The organism is Paludibacterium paludis (assembly GCF_018802605.1).
GTDB classification, from domain to species: Bacteria; Pseudomonadota; Gammaproteobacteria; order Burkholderiales; family Chromobacteriaceae; genus Paludibacterium; species Paludibacterium paludis.
This window is the reverse complement of record NZ_CP069161.1, coordinates 714,729-733,538: the sequence shown is the minus strand read 5'-3', so window position 1 is coordinate 733,538 and position 18,810 is coordinate 714,729. Positions and strand designations below refer to the sequence as shown.

Sequence of the window (18,810 nt, the reverse complement as noted above, 5' to 3'; positions counted from 1 at the left end):
ATGTCGAAAAAACCTCTAACCCTGCTCATCCTTACCCTGCTGCCGCTCGCCGGCTGCGTCACCGCGCCACCTTCCGGCATCGCGCCGGTGCAGGGATTCCAGCTGCAGCGCTACCAGGGCCGCTGGTATGAAATCGCCCGGCTCGATCACCGTTTCGAACGCGGCCTGCAGGCGGTGAGCGCCGACTACAGCCGCAACGCCGACGGCAGCATCCGCGTGCTCAACCGCGGTTTTGACGCGTCCGCCGCCCGTTGGCGCGAAGCCGTGGGCAAAGCCTGGTTCAACGGCCCCGCCGATGTAGCCTCGTTGCGGGTGTCGTTCTTCGGACCGTTCTACGGCGGCTACCACGTGGCGGCGCTGGACCCCGGCTACCGCTGGGCGGTGGTGGTCGGGCCGGACAAGGACTATCTGTGGCTGCTGTCGCGCGACAAACAGCCCGCCCCCGCCGCCAGGCCCGCCTTGCTGGCGGTTGCGGCGAGGCTGGGCGTACCCGCCGAGCAACTGATCTGGGTGAGGCAGGACCGTGACGACAACTAGGCGGCTCAATCCGGAAAAATTGCGGCTGAGCAAATGGACCGCCGCCGCGCCGAGAAACAAGGAGAAGCATTTCCTGGTGGTGGCGCTGGGCCGCGCCACACCGGACGGACCGGTGGAAACGGTCACACTGGAGGCCGTTTACACCGGCCGCCAGCAAGAATTGCCGTGGCGGGCGCTGTGCGACGCAAGTCAATGGCTTCAGGGATGGGCATGAGCGCCGGCTTGCAAGTGGTTTGGTTCAAGCGCGACCTGCGGCTCCATGACCATGCTGCGCTCTGTCATGCCGCAGCGGCGGGACCGGTGCTCTGCCTGTATCTGATCGAGCCCTCCCTGTGGTCCGAACCTGACGCCGCCTGCCAGCATTATCTTTTCGCCCGCGAATGCCTCGACGATCTGCAACGCTCGCTGGCGGCGCGAGGCGGCGGCGTGCTGCTCCTGTGCGGCGAGGCGGTGACGATGCTGGAGCGCCTGCACCGGGTCGCGCCGTTCGCCGCACTGTGGTCGCACCAGGAAACCGGCAACGCGGCAAGCTTTGCCCGGGACAGGGCGGTCGCCGCCTGGTGCCGCGCCAAAGGCATTCCCTGGCATCAACCGCGGCAATTCGGTGTCGTGCGGGCGCTGCCCTGCCGTGACGGCTGGGAACGGCAATGGCGGGCGTTGATGGAAGAACCCGTCCTGCCGGCACCGGCATGCCGCTTCGCCACCGTGCCTGTCACCAGTGATCCGTGGCCGACGCCGTCAAGTCTGGGACTGGACGATTGGAACCCGCCGTTGCGGCAAACTGGCGGCAGACGGGCGGGGATCGCCGCGCTGGACAGTTTTCTGCATGAACGCAGCCGCCATTACCGCGGCGGCATTTCTTCGCCACTGCTGGCGGAAGAAGCCTGCTCGCGCCTGTCGCCCTACCTGAGCCATGGCTGCCTTAGCCTGCGCGAAGTCTATCAGGCCACCTGCCGCAGGCTGGTATTGCTGGGACCGGAGGCGCAGTGGCAAAAACAGGGATTGCGCGCCTTCCTGTCGCGCCTGCACTGGCATTGCCACTTCATCCAGAAACTGGAAACCGAGCCGGAACTGGAGTGGCGCAACCTGCATCGAGGCTACGACGGACTACGCGAACACGAATGGGACGAAGCGCGCTTCACCGCCCTGCGCGAGGGGCGCACCGGCTGGCCATTGGTCGACGCCTGTGTGGCCATGCTGCACGCCAGTGGTTGGCTCAACTTCCGCATGAGGGCGATGCTGGTCTCGGTGGCGGCCTATCCGCTGTGGCTGCATTGGCGTCCGGTCGGAATATGGCTGGCGAGGGAGTTTCTCGATTACGAGCCGGGAATACACTGGAGCCAGTTGCAAATGCAATCCGGCACCACCGGTATCAACGTCACCCGCGTCTACAACCCTCTCAAACAGGGGCGCGATCAAGATCCGGAGGGACGCTTCGTGCGGCGTTGGCTACCCCCGTTGCGTCGGGTGCCGGACACATGGCTGTTCGAACCCTGGCGAATGCCGGATGACGTGCAGCGACGCTGCGGCGTGATCGTCGGAGTGGATATTCCGCGTCCGATCGTGGATCTGCAACTCGCCACCCGTCAGGCCAAGGCCCGGGTGCATGCGCTCCGGCGCGAGGCGGACGTGCGCGCGGGCAAGGCGGCGATTATCGAAAAACACGGCTCCCGCAAAGGCACCCCGGGCAAATCACGCGCCGGCGCCGAGCGGAACCTGACCCAACTGCGACTGGACTGGTAGCGCTTGCCTCTGTCGGGCATTGTTTTTATTGTTAAGGCATGTCTTCGCGTCCATTGTCATGGAGTGTCGCCATGGAGTTGTTCGATACCGTGTCCGCCCAGATCCGCCATATGCGCCTGCCGTTATTCGCGGTCAGCCTCAGTGCCGTTCCCTTGCCCGACACGCCGCTGCTATTGATGCTGCATTGGCATGGCTTGCGCAAATCCGACCCCGGCCGCGACCGGCCGGACATCGCGCCTTGGCGGCAGGTGCCGGTGTCGGTATTGCAACTGCCCCGCAGATGGTTCGTTTTGGCGAGTGTGGAAGAAGAGATTCTGGATACGGCCTGGCAACTGGGTGCGTGGAACCTGCTGCGCGATGAACGGCGCGGCTGCAACACCCTCGGCGCCGCCGCGAGCGAAGAGCTGGCCTGCCGCCAGGCGTTCGGCGACTTGCCGCCTGTCGACGGCCAGGAAAGCGTGGTGGCCGAAGCGCCCAACGGCCCCGAACTCATGCAGCTGGCGGCTCGCCGTGGCTATGTTTCCTGGCAGTTCCGTCCGGTGCATGGCGGTCTGTGGCGCGAACTCACCGAGGATGACACGCTGAGCGAAGAAGGTCGGCGCTCGCCCCCATGCCCGCTCGCGCCGCGCGCTTGCCGCGGCGGCAAGGCGTCCCGCACCGAATACCGTTTCGGCCGCATCGAACGCATTATTGTGTAGCGCATTTTTCCGAAAAAAACCTCTTGAAAAGATTTTTCCCCGCCCTTATTTGGTCATTCGTCAGCCACTCAGGCTGCCTTTGACCGGCAAGCGCGGGCCTTTTCCCCCTGCGCCTGGCCGGTCCCACATACCGTTTCCCATGATCTGAATCGCACAGGAGATTGATATGCAAATCCGTCCTCTGCACGACCGGATTATCGTCAAGCGGCTCGAAAAGGTCCGCCAGACAGCCTCCGGCATCGTCATCCCCGATAGCGCCACCGAAAAGCCCGAGCAAGGAGAAGTGCTGGCGGTCGGTCAGGGCAAGCGCCTGCAGGACGGCAGCTTGTTGCCCATGCAGGTGAAAGTGGGCGATCTGGTGCTGTTCGGCAAGTACGGCGGCCAGGCCGTCAAGCTTGACGACCAGGAATACCTGGTGCTGCGCGAAGAAGACGTCTTCGGCGTGATCGAAGGCGCATCCGAGTCCGGCCGCAAGGCTGCTTGATTGTCCCCCTACATCACAGGAGTTAAACCATGGCTGCGAAAGAAGTCCGCTTCCACGACAACGCCCGTGAACGCATCGTCAATGGCGTCAATGTGCTGGCCGATGCCGTCAAGGTCACTCTCGGTCCGAAGGGCCGCAATGTACTGCTGGCCCGCAGCTTCGGCGCGCCGCACATTACCAAGGACGGCGTGTCGGTCGCCAGGGAAATCGAGCTGAAGGATCCGTTCGAGAACATGGGCGCGCAGATGGTGAAGGAAGTGGCGTCCAAGACCGCCGACGTGGCCGGCGATGGCACCACCACCGCCACCGTGCTGGCCCAGGCCATCGTGCAGGAAGGCATGAAGTACGTGGCCTCCGGCATGAATCCGATGGACCTGAAACGAGGCATCGACAAGGCCGTCAATGCCGTAGTGAAAGAACTGCAAACGTTGTCCAAACCGGTAACCAATCGCAAGGAAACCGCCCAGGTGGCGGCGCTGTCGGCCAACTCCGACGAGGCCATTGGCAAGATCATCGCCGATGCCATGGACAAAGTGGGCAAGGAAGGCGTGATCACGGTGGAGGATGGCAAGTCGCTGGATAATGAACTGGCCGTGGTGGAAGGCATGCAGTTCGACCGCGGCTATCTGTCGCCCTATTTCATTTCCGACCCGGAAAAACAGATCGCCGTGCTGGACAACCCGCTGGTGCTGCTCTGCGACAAGAAGATCAGCGCCATTCGCGACCTGCTGCCGGTGCTCGAGCTGGTGGCCAAGGCCGGCAAGCCGTTGCTGATCATCGCCGAAGACGTGGAAGGCGAAGCGCTGGCCACCCTGGTGGTGAACAGCATGCGCGGCATCCTGAAGGTGGCCGCCGTGAAGGCGCCGGGCTTCGGCGACCGCCGCAAGGCGATGCTGGAAGACATCGCCATCCTCACCGGCGGCACGGTGATCGCCGAGGAAACCGGGCACACGCTGGAAAAAGCCGGCCTGGCCGAACTGGGCAGCGCCAAACGCGTGGAAATCGCCAAGGAACACACCACCATCATCGACGGCGCCGGCGACAAGGCGAGGATCGATGCGCGCGTGCACGCCATCCGCGCCCAGATCGACGCGGCCACCAGCGACTATGACCGCGAGAAACTGCAGGAGCGTGTCGCCAAGCTGTCCGGCGGCGTGGCGGTGATCCGTATCGGCGCGGTCACCGAAGTGGAAATGAAAGAGAAAAAAGACCGTGTCGACGACGCGCTGCACGCCACCCGCGCCGCGGTGGAAGAAGGCATCGTCGCCGGTGGCGGCGTGGCCTTGCTGCGCGCCCGCGCTCATATCGGGGAACTGAGGGGCGACAACGCCGATCAGAATGCCGGTATCCAGATCGTGCTGCGCGCGTTGGAAGCGCCGCTGCGCGCCATCGCCGCCAATGCCGGCGACGAGCCGTCGGTCATCGTCAACAAGGTTCTGGAAGGCAAGGGTAACCACGGCTATAACGCCGCCAGCGGACAGTTCGGCGACCTGGTGGAAATGGGCGTCATCGACCCGACCAAAGTCACGCGCACCGCGCTGCAAAACGCCGCTTCCATCGCCGGCCTGATCCTGACCACCGACGCCACCGTGGCCGAGGCAGCGCAGGACAGCAAAGCCAAGGCCCCGGCCGAGCTGGATTACTGACCCGCCGGTCAGCGCCTTCTTCGTCCATTGCCCGCGCGCGAGCGCGGGTTTTTTTATCCTCTACGCGTGCCCCGGGCAAGGCGCGACGATCCCGCTACGTCTGTTGTCCGCCCTGTGGCCGCGCGATGCGCCGATCATCCGCCCATTCGGGAAGTGGCCACCGCCAAATTGACAAAGCGATATCGGCAACGATAAATTTAACCGCTCCAATGCCGAAGCGACCAGCAAAGCCATACCCGACGGCCCGGTCGCTGGCCCTTTCGATCATTCCCGGACGTAATGGAAACGTTGTGTTTCATTCAGCCAGATCAGGGCGCCGTCTTCCCGTTTCATCCGGACATTGAACGACTGCTCGGCATCCTGCTTGCCCGGCACGACCTCGAAAACAAAATCGCGCGGGTTCGCCGGACGTTCCGCCGGGGGAACTTCGTACACATAGGGCTTGCCTCCCTGAAGGCTCGCATGGCGCAACACGATCTGGCACAGCGGACCGTCGACCAGCCCGTCCCAAAGTCCATCGCTGGTCCGACCCGTATCGCGCTGCGGCGCGGCGCAGCCCAGCGCCGTCACGGTAACCCCGTCGATCGGCCGCTCCTGGTACTGAACCCGCACCCGGAACCGGCCGGCAGGTACCGGGGCGCTCTCGCCGGAGCCTTCGATTCGCCGGAAAGGCCGCCAATCGGGCGCCTCGGCCACCGCCGGGGTGTGAAACTCGATATCATCGCCTTTCAGGCGCCATTGACCGCGGGCATTCCGGTCGTACGAACCGTAGGACAGCATGAACGCAAAGCGGCCGTCCGGATTCAGACGAATCTGCGACCCCACCTCGCGCATGCCACGCAGATAGTAGTTTCCCGCGAGCTTGCCCATCGCACGGCGCTGCGCCGTGGTGAGAGGGGCCACAATCGAGGTTTTTCGTTCCGGAGGGGGCAAGGCGAAGCCCGCCCGCCTCAAGGCATGAACCACGTCCAGCCTCCCGGCCGCGACCGCCGAGGCCATCATCGCCCGGCCGCGCGACGGCGGGATCGGCGCGCGTTTGATCATCTGGGCCAGGCGGCGGCTCAGACGCTCACCGCTCCACCCCGCTTCGTATCCTTCGGCATCGGACAGCACCGCGTCCAGCAAGCGCTCGCTGCTGGACGCCGACGGGCAGGCCGCCCCCGATGCCTTGCCGAACCCCTGCCGCCACAACCGGGACCAATAGCTCTCGCTGCTATCGAGCACAATCGAAACCAGCCCCCATTTTTCCGCGAAACACAGCGAGGACAGATCGGCCGACTGCAGTTTCAGGCGGGCCAGCATCGCCTCGCTGCCGGAGCGGACGGCCAGTTCATGCAGCGCATCCATTCGCCTGCCGGCGACAGCGGACTCGAGACGCCCGCCCCTGGACAGCAGCAGATCCAGACCCGCGACATCGCCGCGTCGAACCACCCAGGCAACCGCACTCCATCCGTTCTTGTCCGGCGCGTTCGGATTCGCGCCGGCATCCATTAGCCGCGCCATCAGATCCGGACGGCCACGCGCCGCGATCAGCACCGGATAGTCGGTCTTTTCCTGTTCCTTCACACGCAGACCATGATCGAGCAAAAGCGTGATCAACTCCGGATCGGAGGAATGCAAGGCGCTGTTGATCACGCTGCTGTCCAGCGGCGGCAAAGGCAAGCCGGCCGTCAGCAGGGCACGAACCAGAGAGCCGTCCGGGTCACGATAGCCGCCAAGAAGTTCTTTGAACGGTGAATTCTCCGGCTGTGCGAGCGACGTTTTCTGCTCTGGAGTCAATCTGGCCACCATCTGTTCCAGCATCTCCCGGCGAATCTTCCCCTTGCGCGCTTTCTCCTCGGCGGTCTCCTCACGCCAGTTCGGTTCTGGTGCGACGATTTCGAATAGCGGCGACTTTTTCAGGTTGCCGCCAAGCGGATTCGCCCCCAGCGCAAGCAGGCGGCGCACCATCGGCAGGTTGTCATCGCGCACGGCCTGCGCCAGCGGGGTCTGGCTGTTTCCCGGCGCTCCGTCCACCGGCGCGCCCAGACTCACCACACGCTCGACCCATGTTCCGGCGCCGGCGTGCACAAGATGGTGCAGCAAGGTGGTACCGGCGCTCGGGAACGACAACGCGTCAGGCTCCATCGTGTCCCATTCCCGGCTCGACAATTCATTGACCTGAAGCCATGGCATGTCCCGGACGATCAACGCGTTCAGGATCTCGTCCCGGCTCGCGCCCGGCGCGCCGAATCGCGTATGCGGATACACGGCCCAGCTGGCCGCCTTCATCCACAAGTCGAAAGGCTCTGTTTTCCAGCCGCCGGAATGCCAGCGCGCAAGCGTCGTCATCCGTGGCATGCGCGGCTTGAGCCAGCGCAGCCCGCCCAGGTTTCCGGTACGGGCCGCCATCGCCAGCGTTTTGTCCTTGCCGTCCTCCACCGCCGGGCGCGTGCCCAGCGCGGACAACTGCTCCATCGGCGTCTCTCCGCGCGTCATCGCCGCCAGCGCCGGCCAAAGCAGGGCATCCGCGGCGGGGCGTCCTGAGGTTCCCTTGTCGTCCAGCGATGAGAAAGGACGCCGCGCTCCGGCCTTGATGAGCATGCCGATCATCGCGCTGCGGTCCACGGCAGAAACAAACGCGGGGCGGAATCCCGCGTGCCGGGAAAACTCCGGATCCAGCAACAACTCCAGCGCGGTTTGCCCGTTCTCGCCGATCTGGTTGGCATCGGCTCCGTGCGCGAGCAGCAGCCCGACCATTTCCGGGGTTCCCCAGACCAGGGCGGAATGCAGGGGCGGCCGTCGCGCATAGTAGGCGACATCCCGCGCGCTGGCGCCGTGCCGGAGCGCGAGCGCGAGCATCCGCGTCCTGGCCGGCAGCATCGCCTTGTGAGCCGCCTCGATATTCCGCTTGCGGCTCTCCGGCCAGTTCCACCAGGCGGTCCAGTGCTCCTTGGCGGGAAGCAGTCCGGGCGAAAGCGACAGCAACACGTCAAGCAAGGGCCGTCCCTTGACCGCGTACTCGGCGATATCCGGAACGCCAGCGATCAGTTCGGTAAAGCGGGCCTCATCCCCCTCCTCCGCCGCCCGGAACAGCGCCTTCACCTCTTCGGTCGGCTCCCGGGTGTATGTCCGGTAGGGATCGGCGCAATCGCATTCGGCCGCCGTCGGCGGTACGGAGCCCTTGGGTTCGGCCATCACCGGAACCAACCACGAAAGGGTGGCGGCAAGCAGGACGGTCAACCGGAGGGGGACCGGGGAAAAATATCCGCCTCGCGGCATCGGGCGCTGTACAAGGGATTGCATTCTGTTGCTTTTCATTGTGTTCCTGACTGTTCCCGCCGGGTATGGACTGCGCGCATCATTCGGCACAGTGCGGCCATCCGCATGGACGGCCTTTGGCACTCCGCGCTCATGGAAAAGTCCGACTTGATTTGAATGGCATAAGATTCGCATTCGCCATCGAAAAGTGGCGAAAACAACGATCTTCCCTTGCTCCCATACAGGGGTCAAGCGACAGGATTCCCGTTGCCGAGCATGGTTTCATAGCGCAAACAGCCAGGTAAGGAACACGCCGACACGATGGAACAGGAGCGCGACGGCAGCTTCAACGGCCATTCACGACAAGTACATGGAAAATGGTTTCGATTCGATCTTGGCTTGCCGGGCGTTTCCTGACAGGATAGGGCATGAAATTGCTGATCATCGACAATTACGACTCGTTCACCTATAACCTGTTCAACCTGATCTATCAGGCTGTCGGCATCAAGGCCGATGTGCTTGCCAATAATGCGGCCGGCTATGAGGCCATCGCCGGCCGCTATGACGGTATCGTCATCTCGCCCGGACCGGGCCATCCGGCCAATCACAGGGATTTTGGACTTTCCCGGGATGCCATCGCCTTATCCTCCGTGCCGGTGCTGGGGGTGTGCCTGGGGCATCAGGGCATCGCGCACCATTTCGGAGGCGTTATCCGCCATGCGCCCGAACCGGTGCACGGATTGACGGACCGCATTCACCATACCGGGCAGGGGCTGTTTCACGGAATTCCGGACGGGTTTTCAGCGGTGCGCTATCACTCGTTGATGGTCGCCTCCCCCCTTCCCGATTGCCTTGAGGCCACGGCCTGGAACGCGCAAGGTCTCATCATGGCTTTGCGGCACCGCAGCCGTCCGCTTGTCGGGGTGCAGTTCCATCCCGAATCCATTTGTTCGGAGCACGGCCCGGCACTGATTCAAAACTTCGCAAGGATGCTGTGATGCGCTACCACGTGCTGACCGAATGGCTGGACACCGCCATGCCCCCGGAGCAGATTTTTCACGGACTGTTCGCCGGCGCGCCCCACGCTTTCTGGCTCGACTCCAGCCGCCCGGATCCGCGCACGGCCCGTTTTTCGTTCATGGGAGACGATCGGGGCCCCCTCAGCCATGCCCTGCGCTACCGGCGCGGTGGCCGGAGCGAGTGGACAGGCGCCCCCCCGCGCGCCATCGAAGGCGATGTTTTTCAGATCCTGGACACGCGGCTTCAGCAAAGCGAACTGGTCGGAGACCCCGCCCTTCCCTTTGATTTTTGCGGCGGCTATGTCGGGTATTTCGGTTACGAACTGATGGCAGAAACCCAAAACGTTCCGGCACACGACACGCCCTTGCCGGATGCCCATTTTCTGTTTGCCGACCGGTTTCTCGCCTACGACCATCACCTCGGGCGCATCCACCTCGTCTGCCTGCACACCGGCGACGCGGAGCCTGCGCACCAATGGTTGCGCGATACCGCTAACCGCTTGCGCCACCTGCCGCCAGTGACACTCGCCCCTCTTCCGCCGAGCGCAGAGGAGGTCCGGATGGAGACCTGGCTCAATGACAGCAAAGCGGCGTATCTCGATAAAATCCGCCGCTGCAAGCGCGCCATCGCCGATGGCGAATCGTACGAGATCTGCCTGACCACCAAGCTGACGATGCCGCTATCCGAGACATTCGCTCCGCTGGACGCCTATTTGCGCCTGCGCCGGGTCAATCCCGCTCCTTACGCCTGCTTTCTGCGCACGCCCGACTATGCCGTACTGTGCAGTTCGCCCGAATGTTTCCTGCGTATCGATCAAAATGGCTACGTCCGGGCCCGTCCGATCAAGGGCACGCTGCCGCGCAGCGACGATCCGCAGACCGACCGGGCGCATATCGATGCGCTCAAGACCGACCCGCGCTTTTTCAGCGAAAACCTGATGATCGTGGATCTCTTGCGCAACGATTTGGCACGAAGCTGCGAACCGGGTTCCATCGAAGTGCCCGGACTGATGGAGGTGGAAAGCTACGCCACCGTGCACCAATTGGTCTCCACCATCCGCGGAAAGCTCGCCGGCACACCCATCGAGTGCGTTCGGCACTGTTTTCCCGGCGGATCGATGACAGGCGCGCCCAAGAAGCGCACCCTCGAAATTCTCGCGCAACTGGAAACGACGCCACGGGGCATTTACTCGGGGGCGATCGGCTATCTGTCACTGAACCGCACCGCAGACCTGAATATCGTGATCCGCACGCTCGTTTGCCATTCGGGCCAGGCCGAACTCGGCGTCGGTGGCGCCATCACCCAACTGTCGGATCCGGAGGCGGAATACGAAGAGGTTCTGCTAAAAGCGCGCGCCCCCTTCAGCGTGATCGCGCCCGGTCTGAGTTCCAGCGGGTAAAACAACAACGGCTTGCCCGGTCAACACCGAACAAGCCGTTATCATGCCCGCCCGAAAAAGGAGGAACGCCGTTACGGCTTGCCGCCCGATACCTGCCCCTGCCAGCGCCCTTCCGCGCCCTTGAAGGCTTCGGCCAGGGCCGGCAGGTCATAGCCCGCCGTGCTCTCGGGCAGCGGGTCCAGCCCCAGGCTGGCCCCCATTTGCCCGTAGGCATTCTGCAACTCACCGTAACTCTGATAGAGGCGCAGTGACGACAGCACGGCGTTGGCATCCGCCAGAATCGCCGGAAGACGACCCTGCGCGCCGCTGCTGGTGGCATTGCGGTTTTGAGCGTAAATCTGCTGCTCGACGTCGTTCAGCTCTTTCTCCATGGCGAACTGGCGCGTGCGTCCCTGCAAGTCCAGATACGCCACATTCACCTGGGTCAACACCGCCATGTTCAACGCCATGCGCTGCGCCCGGGCCACCTCGAGCTGAGCGCCCGCCACCTTGGTGATCGGGCCCGCGCTGAACAGGTTGAGCAGGTTCCAGCTGACGCGCAATCCGGCGTCGCTCCAGGAATGATTGACCAGGAACTTGTTGCTGTCGTAGTGCTGGCCGACGCTGATCTCCAGACCGGGCAGCAGCTTGGCCAGCGCCTTGCGGGTCTCGACGGCGCCGATGCGCTCGCTGTAGCGCGCCTCGTTCACCTCGGGCCGGTTGACGAGGGCCATCTCCTCCATCTCGTCAAGCGTCAGCGTCAGAGCGGGAGTCGGCATGTCGGACGGCACAGCCACCTTGAACGGCATCCCCGGGGGCACATTCATGATGGCCGCAAGACGCGGCTTGGCCTGGGACAGGGCGTTGCGGATCATCCCCATCTGGCGGATCACGTCCAGCAACTGACGGCGATAGTTCAGCGCATCCAGCGGCGCGCGCAGCTTTTGCTTTTCCACCTGGCGCGCGTCCTCCAGCGCCCTGTTGGCCTCGGCCAGCAGGGCATCGATGCGCTCCTCCAACTGCTGGGCGCCCACCGCCTGCCACCAGGCCTCGCGCACCTGCTGAACCAGCTGCATCGCCACCTTGCGCTTGCGCTGCTGGAGAATCAGCACGCGGTCCGACTGTTGTTTGGCGGAAAAATAGCCGACGCCGAAGTCCAGCACATTCCAGCTGAGATTAAGATCCGCGGTATGGCTGGTTTTTTCCGATGACACCGACGGTACCAGCGACTGCGCGCCGGTCGCCACATTCTGGGACGAAGAGGCATTTTCCTTGCTGCGCGATGTGTAACCGGCCGCCGCGGCGAGTTTGGGCAACATATCGAGACTCGACAGATCGAGCTGCCGCTGGGCCATCGCCTCTTCCATCAGCTTGACCCGATAGTCAAGGTTGTACTTCAGGGCCCGCGCCATGGCCTCCTGCAAGGTCACCGGGCCGCCCAGCGGCTCCTGGCTGCCGAACATCGCCTGCCGGTCAACGGCGAGCGTGGCGCGTCGCTCCTCCAGGCTGAACGGCGCCGGCGTCACGGCACAACCGCTTAGCGCCACCAGCAAAAGCGCGCTCAACGCGCGATAACGCCCCGGAACATCTCCTGGCTTCTGTCGGGTCATACCCATCCCCAATATGGCTTGTTGTCAATGCGGGCGCAATACCCGGCAGGCGTGCCGCGTATCATGCCGTTTCCTTTTCCGATTCCGGCTGCAGCCATTGCGCGACCAGCTCATCGAAAGCGGGCTTGCCGTGCAGACTCAATTGCTCCTGCAAGGCCGGCTTGGCGGCCGCAGCCTTGCTTTTCGCGGATTCTGTTTCCGCGCGGTTAGCGCTTCCCGCCTTCAGCTGCATATGGGTCACGCCACGGTGCCCCTTCTGGTCACTGATCGTCAGTTCCAGCGACAAGGAGCGGTTCCATCCCGCGGGCGGGATTCCGCTGAAGCGCCCCGTTTGCGCATCGAACTTCAACCAGGCCGGCAGCGGTTGGCCGTTGCTCTGCCGCACCTGAATCGTGATCACCGCATCGGTGCCGCGCACGAGCACGGTGCCTGGCGGCAGGTTGAAACTGAATGACTGGCCGGCCACCAGCGGGTGTATGCCCAAATCCGGGACGACCTGCATGGGCGCCCCGCCAGCGCCGCCAAGGAGGGACACGAATGCCGTGCCCGTTCCCGTGCGCCCGAACGGCTCGACGGCCACCGGCGCAAACCGGTCCTGGCCGAACACGGCACCGGACACGCCTGCAACGGGCAAGTCGCCGGCTTGAAGCGAAAGGGGAGGAGCCAGCAAGGATCCGCCAGCCGGACGCGATACGGCGGTCAGCACAATGTTCGGGGTAATGGGCGGCAAGGTCACGGGAGCCGTCGGACCGGACGGAACCGTCACCGGGGAGGGAGGCGCAGGAGGGGGAGGCGGTTCGACCGCCGCCGCCAACTGGTAAGCCGGGCCGACCATCTGGCCGGTATTGGCGTTGCCGGCCAGATCGACGACTCCTCCGGATTTCACGGCAAGCGCCAGCGACCCTTCCCCGCTCACCGCGTTGATCGTCACCACGAAATGCCCGGCTCCCACGGCCACCACCGAGGCGATCGTCCCGCGAGCACTGCCGCCTGTCAGCAAGGTCAAAGCGTCCGGCGACAGCTCCGTGACCGGTTTGGAAAACACGATATCGTAGCGCAGGGTTCCGGTGCTGCCGGCCACCGGATCCAGCGGCGTCATCGACCGAACAACGGGCGCGGCGGTATCCACCGTGATCGCGTACGCCGCCGACTGTCCGCCGACATTGCCGGCCAGATCCGTCGTCACCGCGCGCAGGCTGTGGTCGCCGTCGGGAAGCGGCGTGGCCAGACTGTAACTCCAGGCGCCGGATCCATCCACCGTCGTCGTGCCAACCGCCACGCCATCCACGTACACCGTCACCGTGCTGCCCGCCTCCGCCGTGCCGGCGAGCGTCGGCCGATTGTTGCCGGTCACGCCGTCGCCGTGGTTGCTGCCGGTGTCCGTCGCGGTCGTCAATGCCAGACCGCCCGGCGCCGTCGGCGCCGCGGTATCCACCGTGATCGCGTACGCCACCGACTGTCCGCCGACATTGCCGGCCAGATCCGTCGCCACCGCGCGCAGGCTGTGGTCGCCGTCGGGAAGCGGCGTAGCCAGACTGTAACTCCAGGCGCCGGATCCATCCGCCGTCGTCGTGCCCACCGCCACGCCATCCACGTACACCGTCACCGTGCTGCCCGCCTCCGCCGTGCCGGCGAGCGTCGGCCGATTGTTGCCGGTCACGCCGTCACTGTGGTTGCTGCCGGTGTCCGTCGCGGTCGTCAATGACAGACCGCCCGGCGCCGTCGGGGAACGGGTATCGATCGAGACATTGCAGACGCCCGACAGTGAACTATTGGTTCCGCCAAGGCTGGCCATGGCGGTGATCGCATGGGCTCCGTCGCTCAGCGGGCCCGCCGACGCGAAGTCGAAACTCCAGGCGCCGCTACCGTTGGCGGTCGTGGTTCCCGCCGACACTCCGTCCACATAAATGGTAACGAGACTGTTGGCGACGGCCGTACCGGTCACGACAGGCTGGTTCTGGCTGGTCACGCCATCCGAGGCACTGCCGCCGGTATCGGAGCCGGCGGTCAGGCCGCCGACGGATGGGGTGGGCAGGTGCAGAGCCACGTTGCGCGTGACGGCGGCACTGTTCACCGTACCGTCATTGACCTGGAAGCTGACGACCCGGGTAGCCGTATTCGGCGTACCCGCGCTATCGGTGTAGGTCACCGCGCGCAAGGCGGCCTGCCATTGCGCGAGGGTCGCCGTGGCCCCGCTCGAGGTCAGCGTCAGCACACCCGTGCCGCTGTTGTAGCTCGCGGCGATATTGCCATATAGCGAGCTGTTGTTATTGGTGAAGGCCAGCACGTCCTCGCCGCTGTGGAAATTGCCGGTGATCGACACCGTGGCGCTGGCCAGCGTGCTGTTGTCCCGGTCCGTCACCGTGATGCCCGGATCCACCGCCACAGGGGTGGAGGATCCATCGAGCACATAGTTCGCGTCTCCCCCCGTCGGCGTGGCGATGGGTGTCTGGTCGGTGGCCGCCACGGTCACCGCGCGTGTTACCGCGACGCTGTTCTTGGTTCCGTCGTTGACCTGGAAGCTGATGGTGCGGGTCGCCGTATTCGGCGTGACCGCGCTGTCGGTGTAGGTCACCGCGCGCAAGGCGGCCTGCCATTGCGCCACCGTGGCCGTCCCGCCGCTGGAGGTCAGCGTCAGCACGCCCGTGCCGCTGTTGTAGCTGGCCGAGATGTTGCCGTAGAGCGACGAGTTGTTGTTGGTGAAGGCCAGCACATCCTCGCCGCTATGGAAGTTGCCGGTGATCGACACCGTGGCGCTGGCCAGCGTGCTGTTGTCCAGATCGCTCACCGTGATGCCGGAATCCACCGCCACCGGGGTGGACGTGGTGTTGTCCCCGGCGGTGAAGGCCGCGCTGCCGCCGCTGGTCGTGGCGATCGGCGTCTGGTCGGTGGCCGCCACGGTCACGGAGCGGGTCACCACCGCGCTGTTCTTGGTTCCGTCGTTGACCTGGAAGCTGATGGTGCGGGTCGCCGTATTCGGCGTGACCGCGCTGTCGGTGTAGGTCACCGCGCGCAAGGCGGCCTGCCATTGCGCCACCGTGGCCGTCCCGCCGCTGGAGGTCAACGTCAAGACGCCCGTGCCGCTGTTGTAACTGGCCACGATGTTCCCGAACGTAACACTGCTGGTGTTGGTGAACGCCAGCACGTCCTCGCCGCTGTGGAAATTGCCGGTGATCGACACCGTGGCGCTGGCCAGTGTGCTGTTGTCCAGATCGCTCACCGTGATGCCCGGATCGACCGCCACCGGGGTGGACGTGGTGTTGTCCCCAGCGGTGAAGGCGGCGCTGCCGCCGCTGGCGGAGGCGATCGGTGTCTGGTCGGTGGCCGCCACGGTCACCGTGCGTGTGACCGCATTGCTGCTGGCGCTGCCATCGTTGACCTGGAAGCTGATGGTGCGGGTGGCCGTGTTGGGCGTGACCGCGGTATCGGTGTAGGTCACCGCGCGCAAGGCGGCCTGCCATTGGGCCAGCGTGGCCGTCCCGCCGCTGGAGGTCAGCGTCAGCACGCCCGTGCCGCTGTTGTAGCTGGCCGAGATGTTGCCGTAGAGCGACGAGTTGTTGTTGGTGAAGGCCAGCACATCCTCGCCGCTGTGGAAGTTGCCGGTGATCGACACCGTGCCGCTGACCAGCGTGCTGCTGGCCGCATCGGTCACAGTCAGGCCGCTGTCCACCGCCACCGGCGTCGACGCGGTGTTGTCCCCGGCGGTGAAAGCGGCGCTGCCGCCACTGGGGGTCACCACCGGCACCACGGCGATACCGACCGTCGAAACCAGCGACAGCGTGGTGGTATCTACCCCGCCGTTCGCGGTGCCGCCATTGTCCTTGATGCCTGTCAGCGTCACCACCCGGTTGCCGAGGGAAGGGTTGCCGCTGCTGTCCCGGTAAGTGATGCCGTTGATCACGGCGTTGACCGTGGAGGCCGACATCCCGCCTCCGCTGCTGATCGACAGCGTGGCCGTGCCGCCGGACACCGAGACCGAGACGCTCAGGCCATCGCCGGAGGTCGTCACCGAATTGCCGTTGGTCAAGGCCACGTTGCTGCCGTCGATCGACAGGATTTCGCTGCTGCCGTCCTGCAGGCCGGAGACCGTCAAGGTCAGCAGGATGACACTCTGGCTGGTCTCGACGGTGCTGACGCTGGCGCCGCTGAACACCGCGACGGCCGACCCGCCCATCGAAAAGGTCGGGTTGGTGCCCGTCGCCGACGCCGTGGGCGCATCGTTCACCCCGACCACGGAAACGGTCACATTGCCGGACCCCGTCCCGCCCCGTCCGTCGTTGACGCTGATGTTGATGGTTCGGGTCGCCGTGTTCGGATCATTGCTGGTGTTGTTGTAAGTCAGCGCCGCCACCAGCGTGGCGACCCGCGACGGTATGGCGTTGCCGTTAAAGGTAATGATGAGATCGTGCCCATTGACGCCATCGCCATTGGAGGCGATCACGCCAATGGCCACACCGCCCACCGACACCACGCTGCCGACGCTGGTGCCGCTGCTGAGCGACACGGTGCCGCTGGTATCGATGCCCAGCACATCCTGGCCGCTCTGGCCATTGGCGGAAATGTGCGCGGTCAGATTGCCGCTGTTGAAGTTAGGGGTATCGCTATCGGTGACCGTGGAGGCCGTGCCGCTATCGAGTTTGACCGCGCTGCCCTTTTCCGTGAAGGTGGCGCTGTCGCCATTGAGGTTGCCGATCACCGGCGCGGCGTCCGCCGCCACGGTGACCGTCCTGGTCACATCGATGCTGGAGCTAAAACCGTCATTGATCGAAAAACTGACGGTACGGCTGCCGGTATTGGGAGACAGCGACGAGTTCTGATAGGTCACGGCGCGCAACGCCGCCTGCCATTGCGCGAGCGTCGCCGTCCCGCCGCTCGAGGTCAGCGTCAGCACGCCGGTGCCACTGTTGTAGCTGGCCGCGATGTTGCCCATGGTGCTGCCATCATTGGAGAAGGCCAGCATATCCTCGCCGCTGCGGAAGTTGCCGGTGATCGACACCGTGGCGCTGACCTGGGTGGAACTGTCCGAATCGGACAGCGTGATGCCGTTGTCCACCCCCACCGCGGCCCCCGTTCCGCTGCTGTAGGCGCTGGAACCGCCGCTGGCGGTCAGCGTTGGCGCGAAACCGAAATTGATCGCATTGATGGGGCCGATGCCGATAGCCCCCGTGACCGAGTGGCCGCTGACCGCCATGACCCGGAACGAATCGATGCCCCGAAAGAAGGCATTACCCGAAACGTCGAAGAGGACTGCGTGTGCATTTTGCGTCACCTCTCCCACATTCAATATCAGTACCGCTCCGCTTACCGCCGCTCCGTTTAGATAACCGACCAGTTGCAGATTGCCGCCAATATTTCCACTATCGTATTGGTTAACCACCACTTTAATGGAGTTCAGGGTGAATCGACTGCCGTCATTCGGCTTCATACTGACATAGTCAATAGGTATCGACCCGTTACTATCAAAGTTCAGCGTTTGAATCTGATCAACGCCGAGCTGCGAGATCTCGATGAGCTCGTTGCCATCATAGCTGCCGCCTATCTGCATCGAACCGTCCCACCCCAAAATACTGGTGGCACTGATGACTGAGCCACTGACATTGCTGTTGACTGGCGAGCTATAGTCAACAAAATCCGTGACCCCCGTCGATGGCCTGGCCAACAGGGCTTCGTAACTGAAATGCAGAGCATCCGCCTCGATGGCTCCGCTGCTGCGCTCCAGCGTCCAGTCGCCGCCCAACCGGGCCGCTCCCGTCGCATCGGTGGAGGCCGCCACATCGGCGCGGGTGTAGCGGGACAGCGCGCTGACAAAAGCCGCTCCGCTGCCGCCGGCGCCGATATCGCAGCCATAAAGAAGAATGTCGCCACCCGCCCGCAAGGACTGGCCGATCGTGGCCAGATCGCCCTGGCGGCTGTCCAGCCGGGCCGTGGTCAGTTCATTGCTGCCCAGCATCAGATCCGCCGCGCCGCCATGGGAAATGATATGAATCGCGGCATAGCCATGATGGTTCCGGGCCCACTCGGCGATCTGGCTCAATCCGTCCTTGCCGGCATCGAGCACCACCACTTCCATGCCGGCCAGCACCTGCGCGACAAGCGTCTGGTAGTTGGCGACGTTGGATTCGATGAACACCACCTGCCTGGGCGGTTCGGCCGGCGCGAGCAAGGCCGCGACCTTGTCCGCCACTTTCTCGGCATGGCGCTCGGGCGCCAGAAATCCCGGAGAAAGCGCGCGCTCGGCGGCATGCGGGGCGTCGGTGTGCGCATCGGCGACCGTGGCGGCCACCGCCCCGTCGAACATCAGCCGCGGTTCGAGGGCTTGCATGAGGGGACGGCGGACAGTCCGGACGGGCTTTCCGTGAGCGTGCGGCGAAGATGTTTTCATACTCATGACAATCCTTACTGGTGCAGCATGACACCGACCCAACGAATACCAGTCCAGCAACACATCACCCAT

General features: G+C 64.5%; 11 protein-coding genes. 8 read left to right on the top strand and 3 right to left on the bottom strand.

Annotated elements, in window-relative coordinates; genetic code table 11:
* From JNO50_RS03220 to groL, 6 genes are all read left to right on the top strand, one after another.
* On the top strand, window positions 1-537 hold the full coding sequence (locus tag JNO50_RS03220; RefSeq protein ID WP_189533375.1) for a lipocalin family protein: 537 nt from the start codon (window positions 1-3) through the stop codon (window positions 535-537).
* Window positions 524-751 carry a TIGR02450 family Trp-rich protein gene (locus JNO50_RS03215; RefSeq protein ID WP_189533377.1) on the top strand — a complete coding sequence of 76 codons (228 nt, stop codon included), beginning with the start codon at window positions 524-526 and terminating at the stop codon, window positions 749-751. Before JNO50_RS03220 ends, JNO50_RS03215 begins: the two co-directional genes overlap by 14 nt.
* Window positions 748-2,280: a cryptochrome/deoxyribodipyrimidine photo-lyase family protein gene (locus JNO50_RS03210; protein WP_189533379.1), complete on the top strand. Its 1,533-nt coding sequence runs from the start codon at window positions 748-750 to the stop codon at window positions 2,278-2,280. Before JNO50_RS03215 ends, JNO50_RS03210 begins: the two co-directional genes overlap by 4 nt.
* Window positions 2,281-2,351: 71 nt before the next feature.
* Entirely contained in the window at window positions 2,352-2,978 is a 627-nt protein-coding gene (locus JNO50_RS03205; RefSeq protein WP_189533381.1) for a diguanylate cyclase, read from the top strand.
* A 166-nt stretch (window positions 2,979-3,144) separates the two neighbouring features.
* Window positions 3,145-3,462 carry a co-chaperone GroES gene (locus tag JNO50_RS03200; RefSeq protein ID WP_189533383.1) on the top strand — a complete coding sequence of 106 codons (318 nt, stop codon included), beginning with the start codon at window positions 3,145-3,147 and terminating at the stop codon, window positions 3,460-3,462.
* A 29-nt stretch (window positions 3,463-3,491) separates the two neighbouring features.
* Window positions 3,492-5,108 carry a chaperonin GroEL gene (groL, locus tag JNO50_RS03195; RefSeq protein WP_189533384.1) on the top strand — a complete coding sequence of 539 codons (1,617 nt, stop codon included), beginning with the start codon at window positions 3,492-3,494 and terminating at the stop codon, window positions 5,106-5,108.
* A gap of 264 nt (window positions 5,109-5,372) precedes the next feature.
* Here groL and JNO50_RS03190 read toward each other — a convergent pair whose 3' ends face one another.
* Window positions 5,373-8,393, bottom strand: coding sequence for an ankyrin repeat domain-containing protein (locus tag JNO50_RS03190; protein WP_189533387.1), 3,021 nt, complete (start codon window positions 8,391-8,393; stop codon window positions 5,373-5,375).
* Between the two features lie 383 nt (window positions 8,394-8,776).
* Between JNO50_RS03190 and JNO50_RS03185 the strand changes: the two genes are divergently transcribed.
* Together JNO50_RS03185 and JNO50_RS03180 are read left to right on the top strand one after the other, a co-directional pair.
* On the top strand, window positions 8,777-9,346 hold the full coding sequence (locus tag JNO50_RS03185; RefSeq protein WP_215796475.1) for an anthranilate synthase component II: 570 nt from the start codon (window positions 8,777-8,779) through the stop codon (window positions 9,344-9,346).
* The gene (locus JNO50_RS03180; RefSeq protein WP_215796474.1) at window positions 9,346-10,767 is read left to right on the top strand and encodes an anthranilate synthase component I family protein; all 1,422 of its coding nucleotides are present in this window, start codon (window positions 9,346-9,348) and stop codon (window positions 10,765-10,767) included. Before JNO50_RS03185 ends, JNO50_RS03180 begins: the two co-directional genes overlap by 1 nt.
* Window positions 10,768-10,838: 71 nt before the next feature.
* Here the strand turns inward: JNO50_RS03180 and JNO50_RS03175 are convergent, their stop codons facing one another.
* Both JNO50_RS03175 and JNO50_RS03170 read right to left on the bottom strand, forming a co-directional pair.
* Window positions 10,839-12,356: a TolC family protein gene (locus tag JNO50_RS03175; protein WP_189533389.1), complete on the bottom strand. Its 1,518-nt coding sequence runs from the start codon at window positions 12,354-12,356 to the stop codon at window positions 10,839-10,841.
* Window positions 12,357-12,417: 61 nt separating this feature from the next.
* Window positions 12,418-18,678 carry a DUF4347 domain-containing protein gene (locus JNO50_RS03170; RefSeq protein ID WP_189533391.1) on the bottom strand — a complete coding sequence of 2,087 codons (6,261 nt, stop codon included), beginning with the start codon at window positions 18,676-18,678 and terminating at the stop codon, window positions 12,418-12,420.
* Window positions 18,679-18,810: the final 132 nt, after the last annotated feature.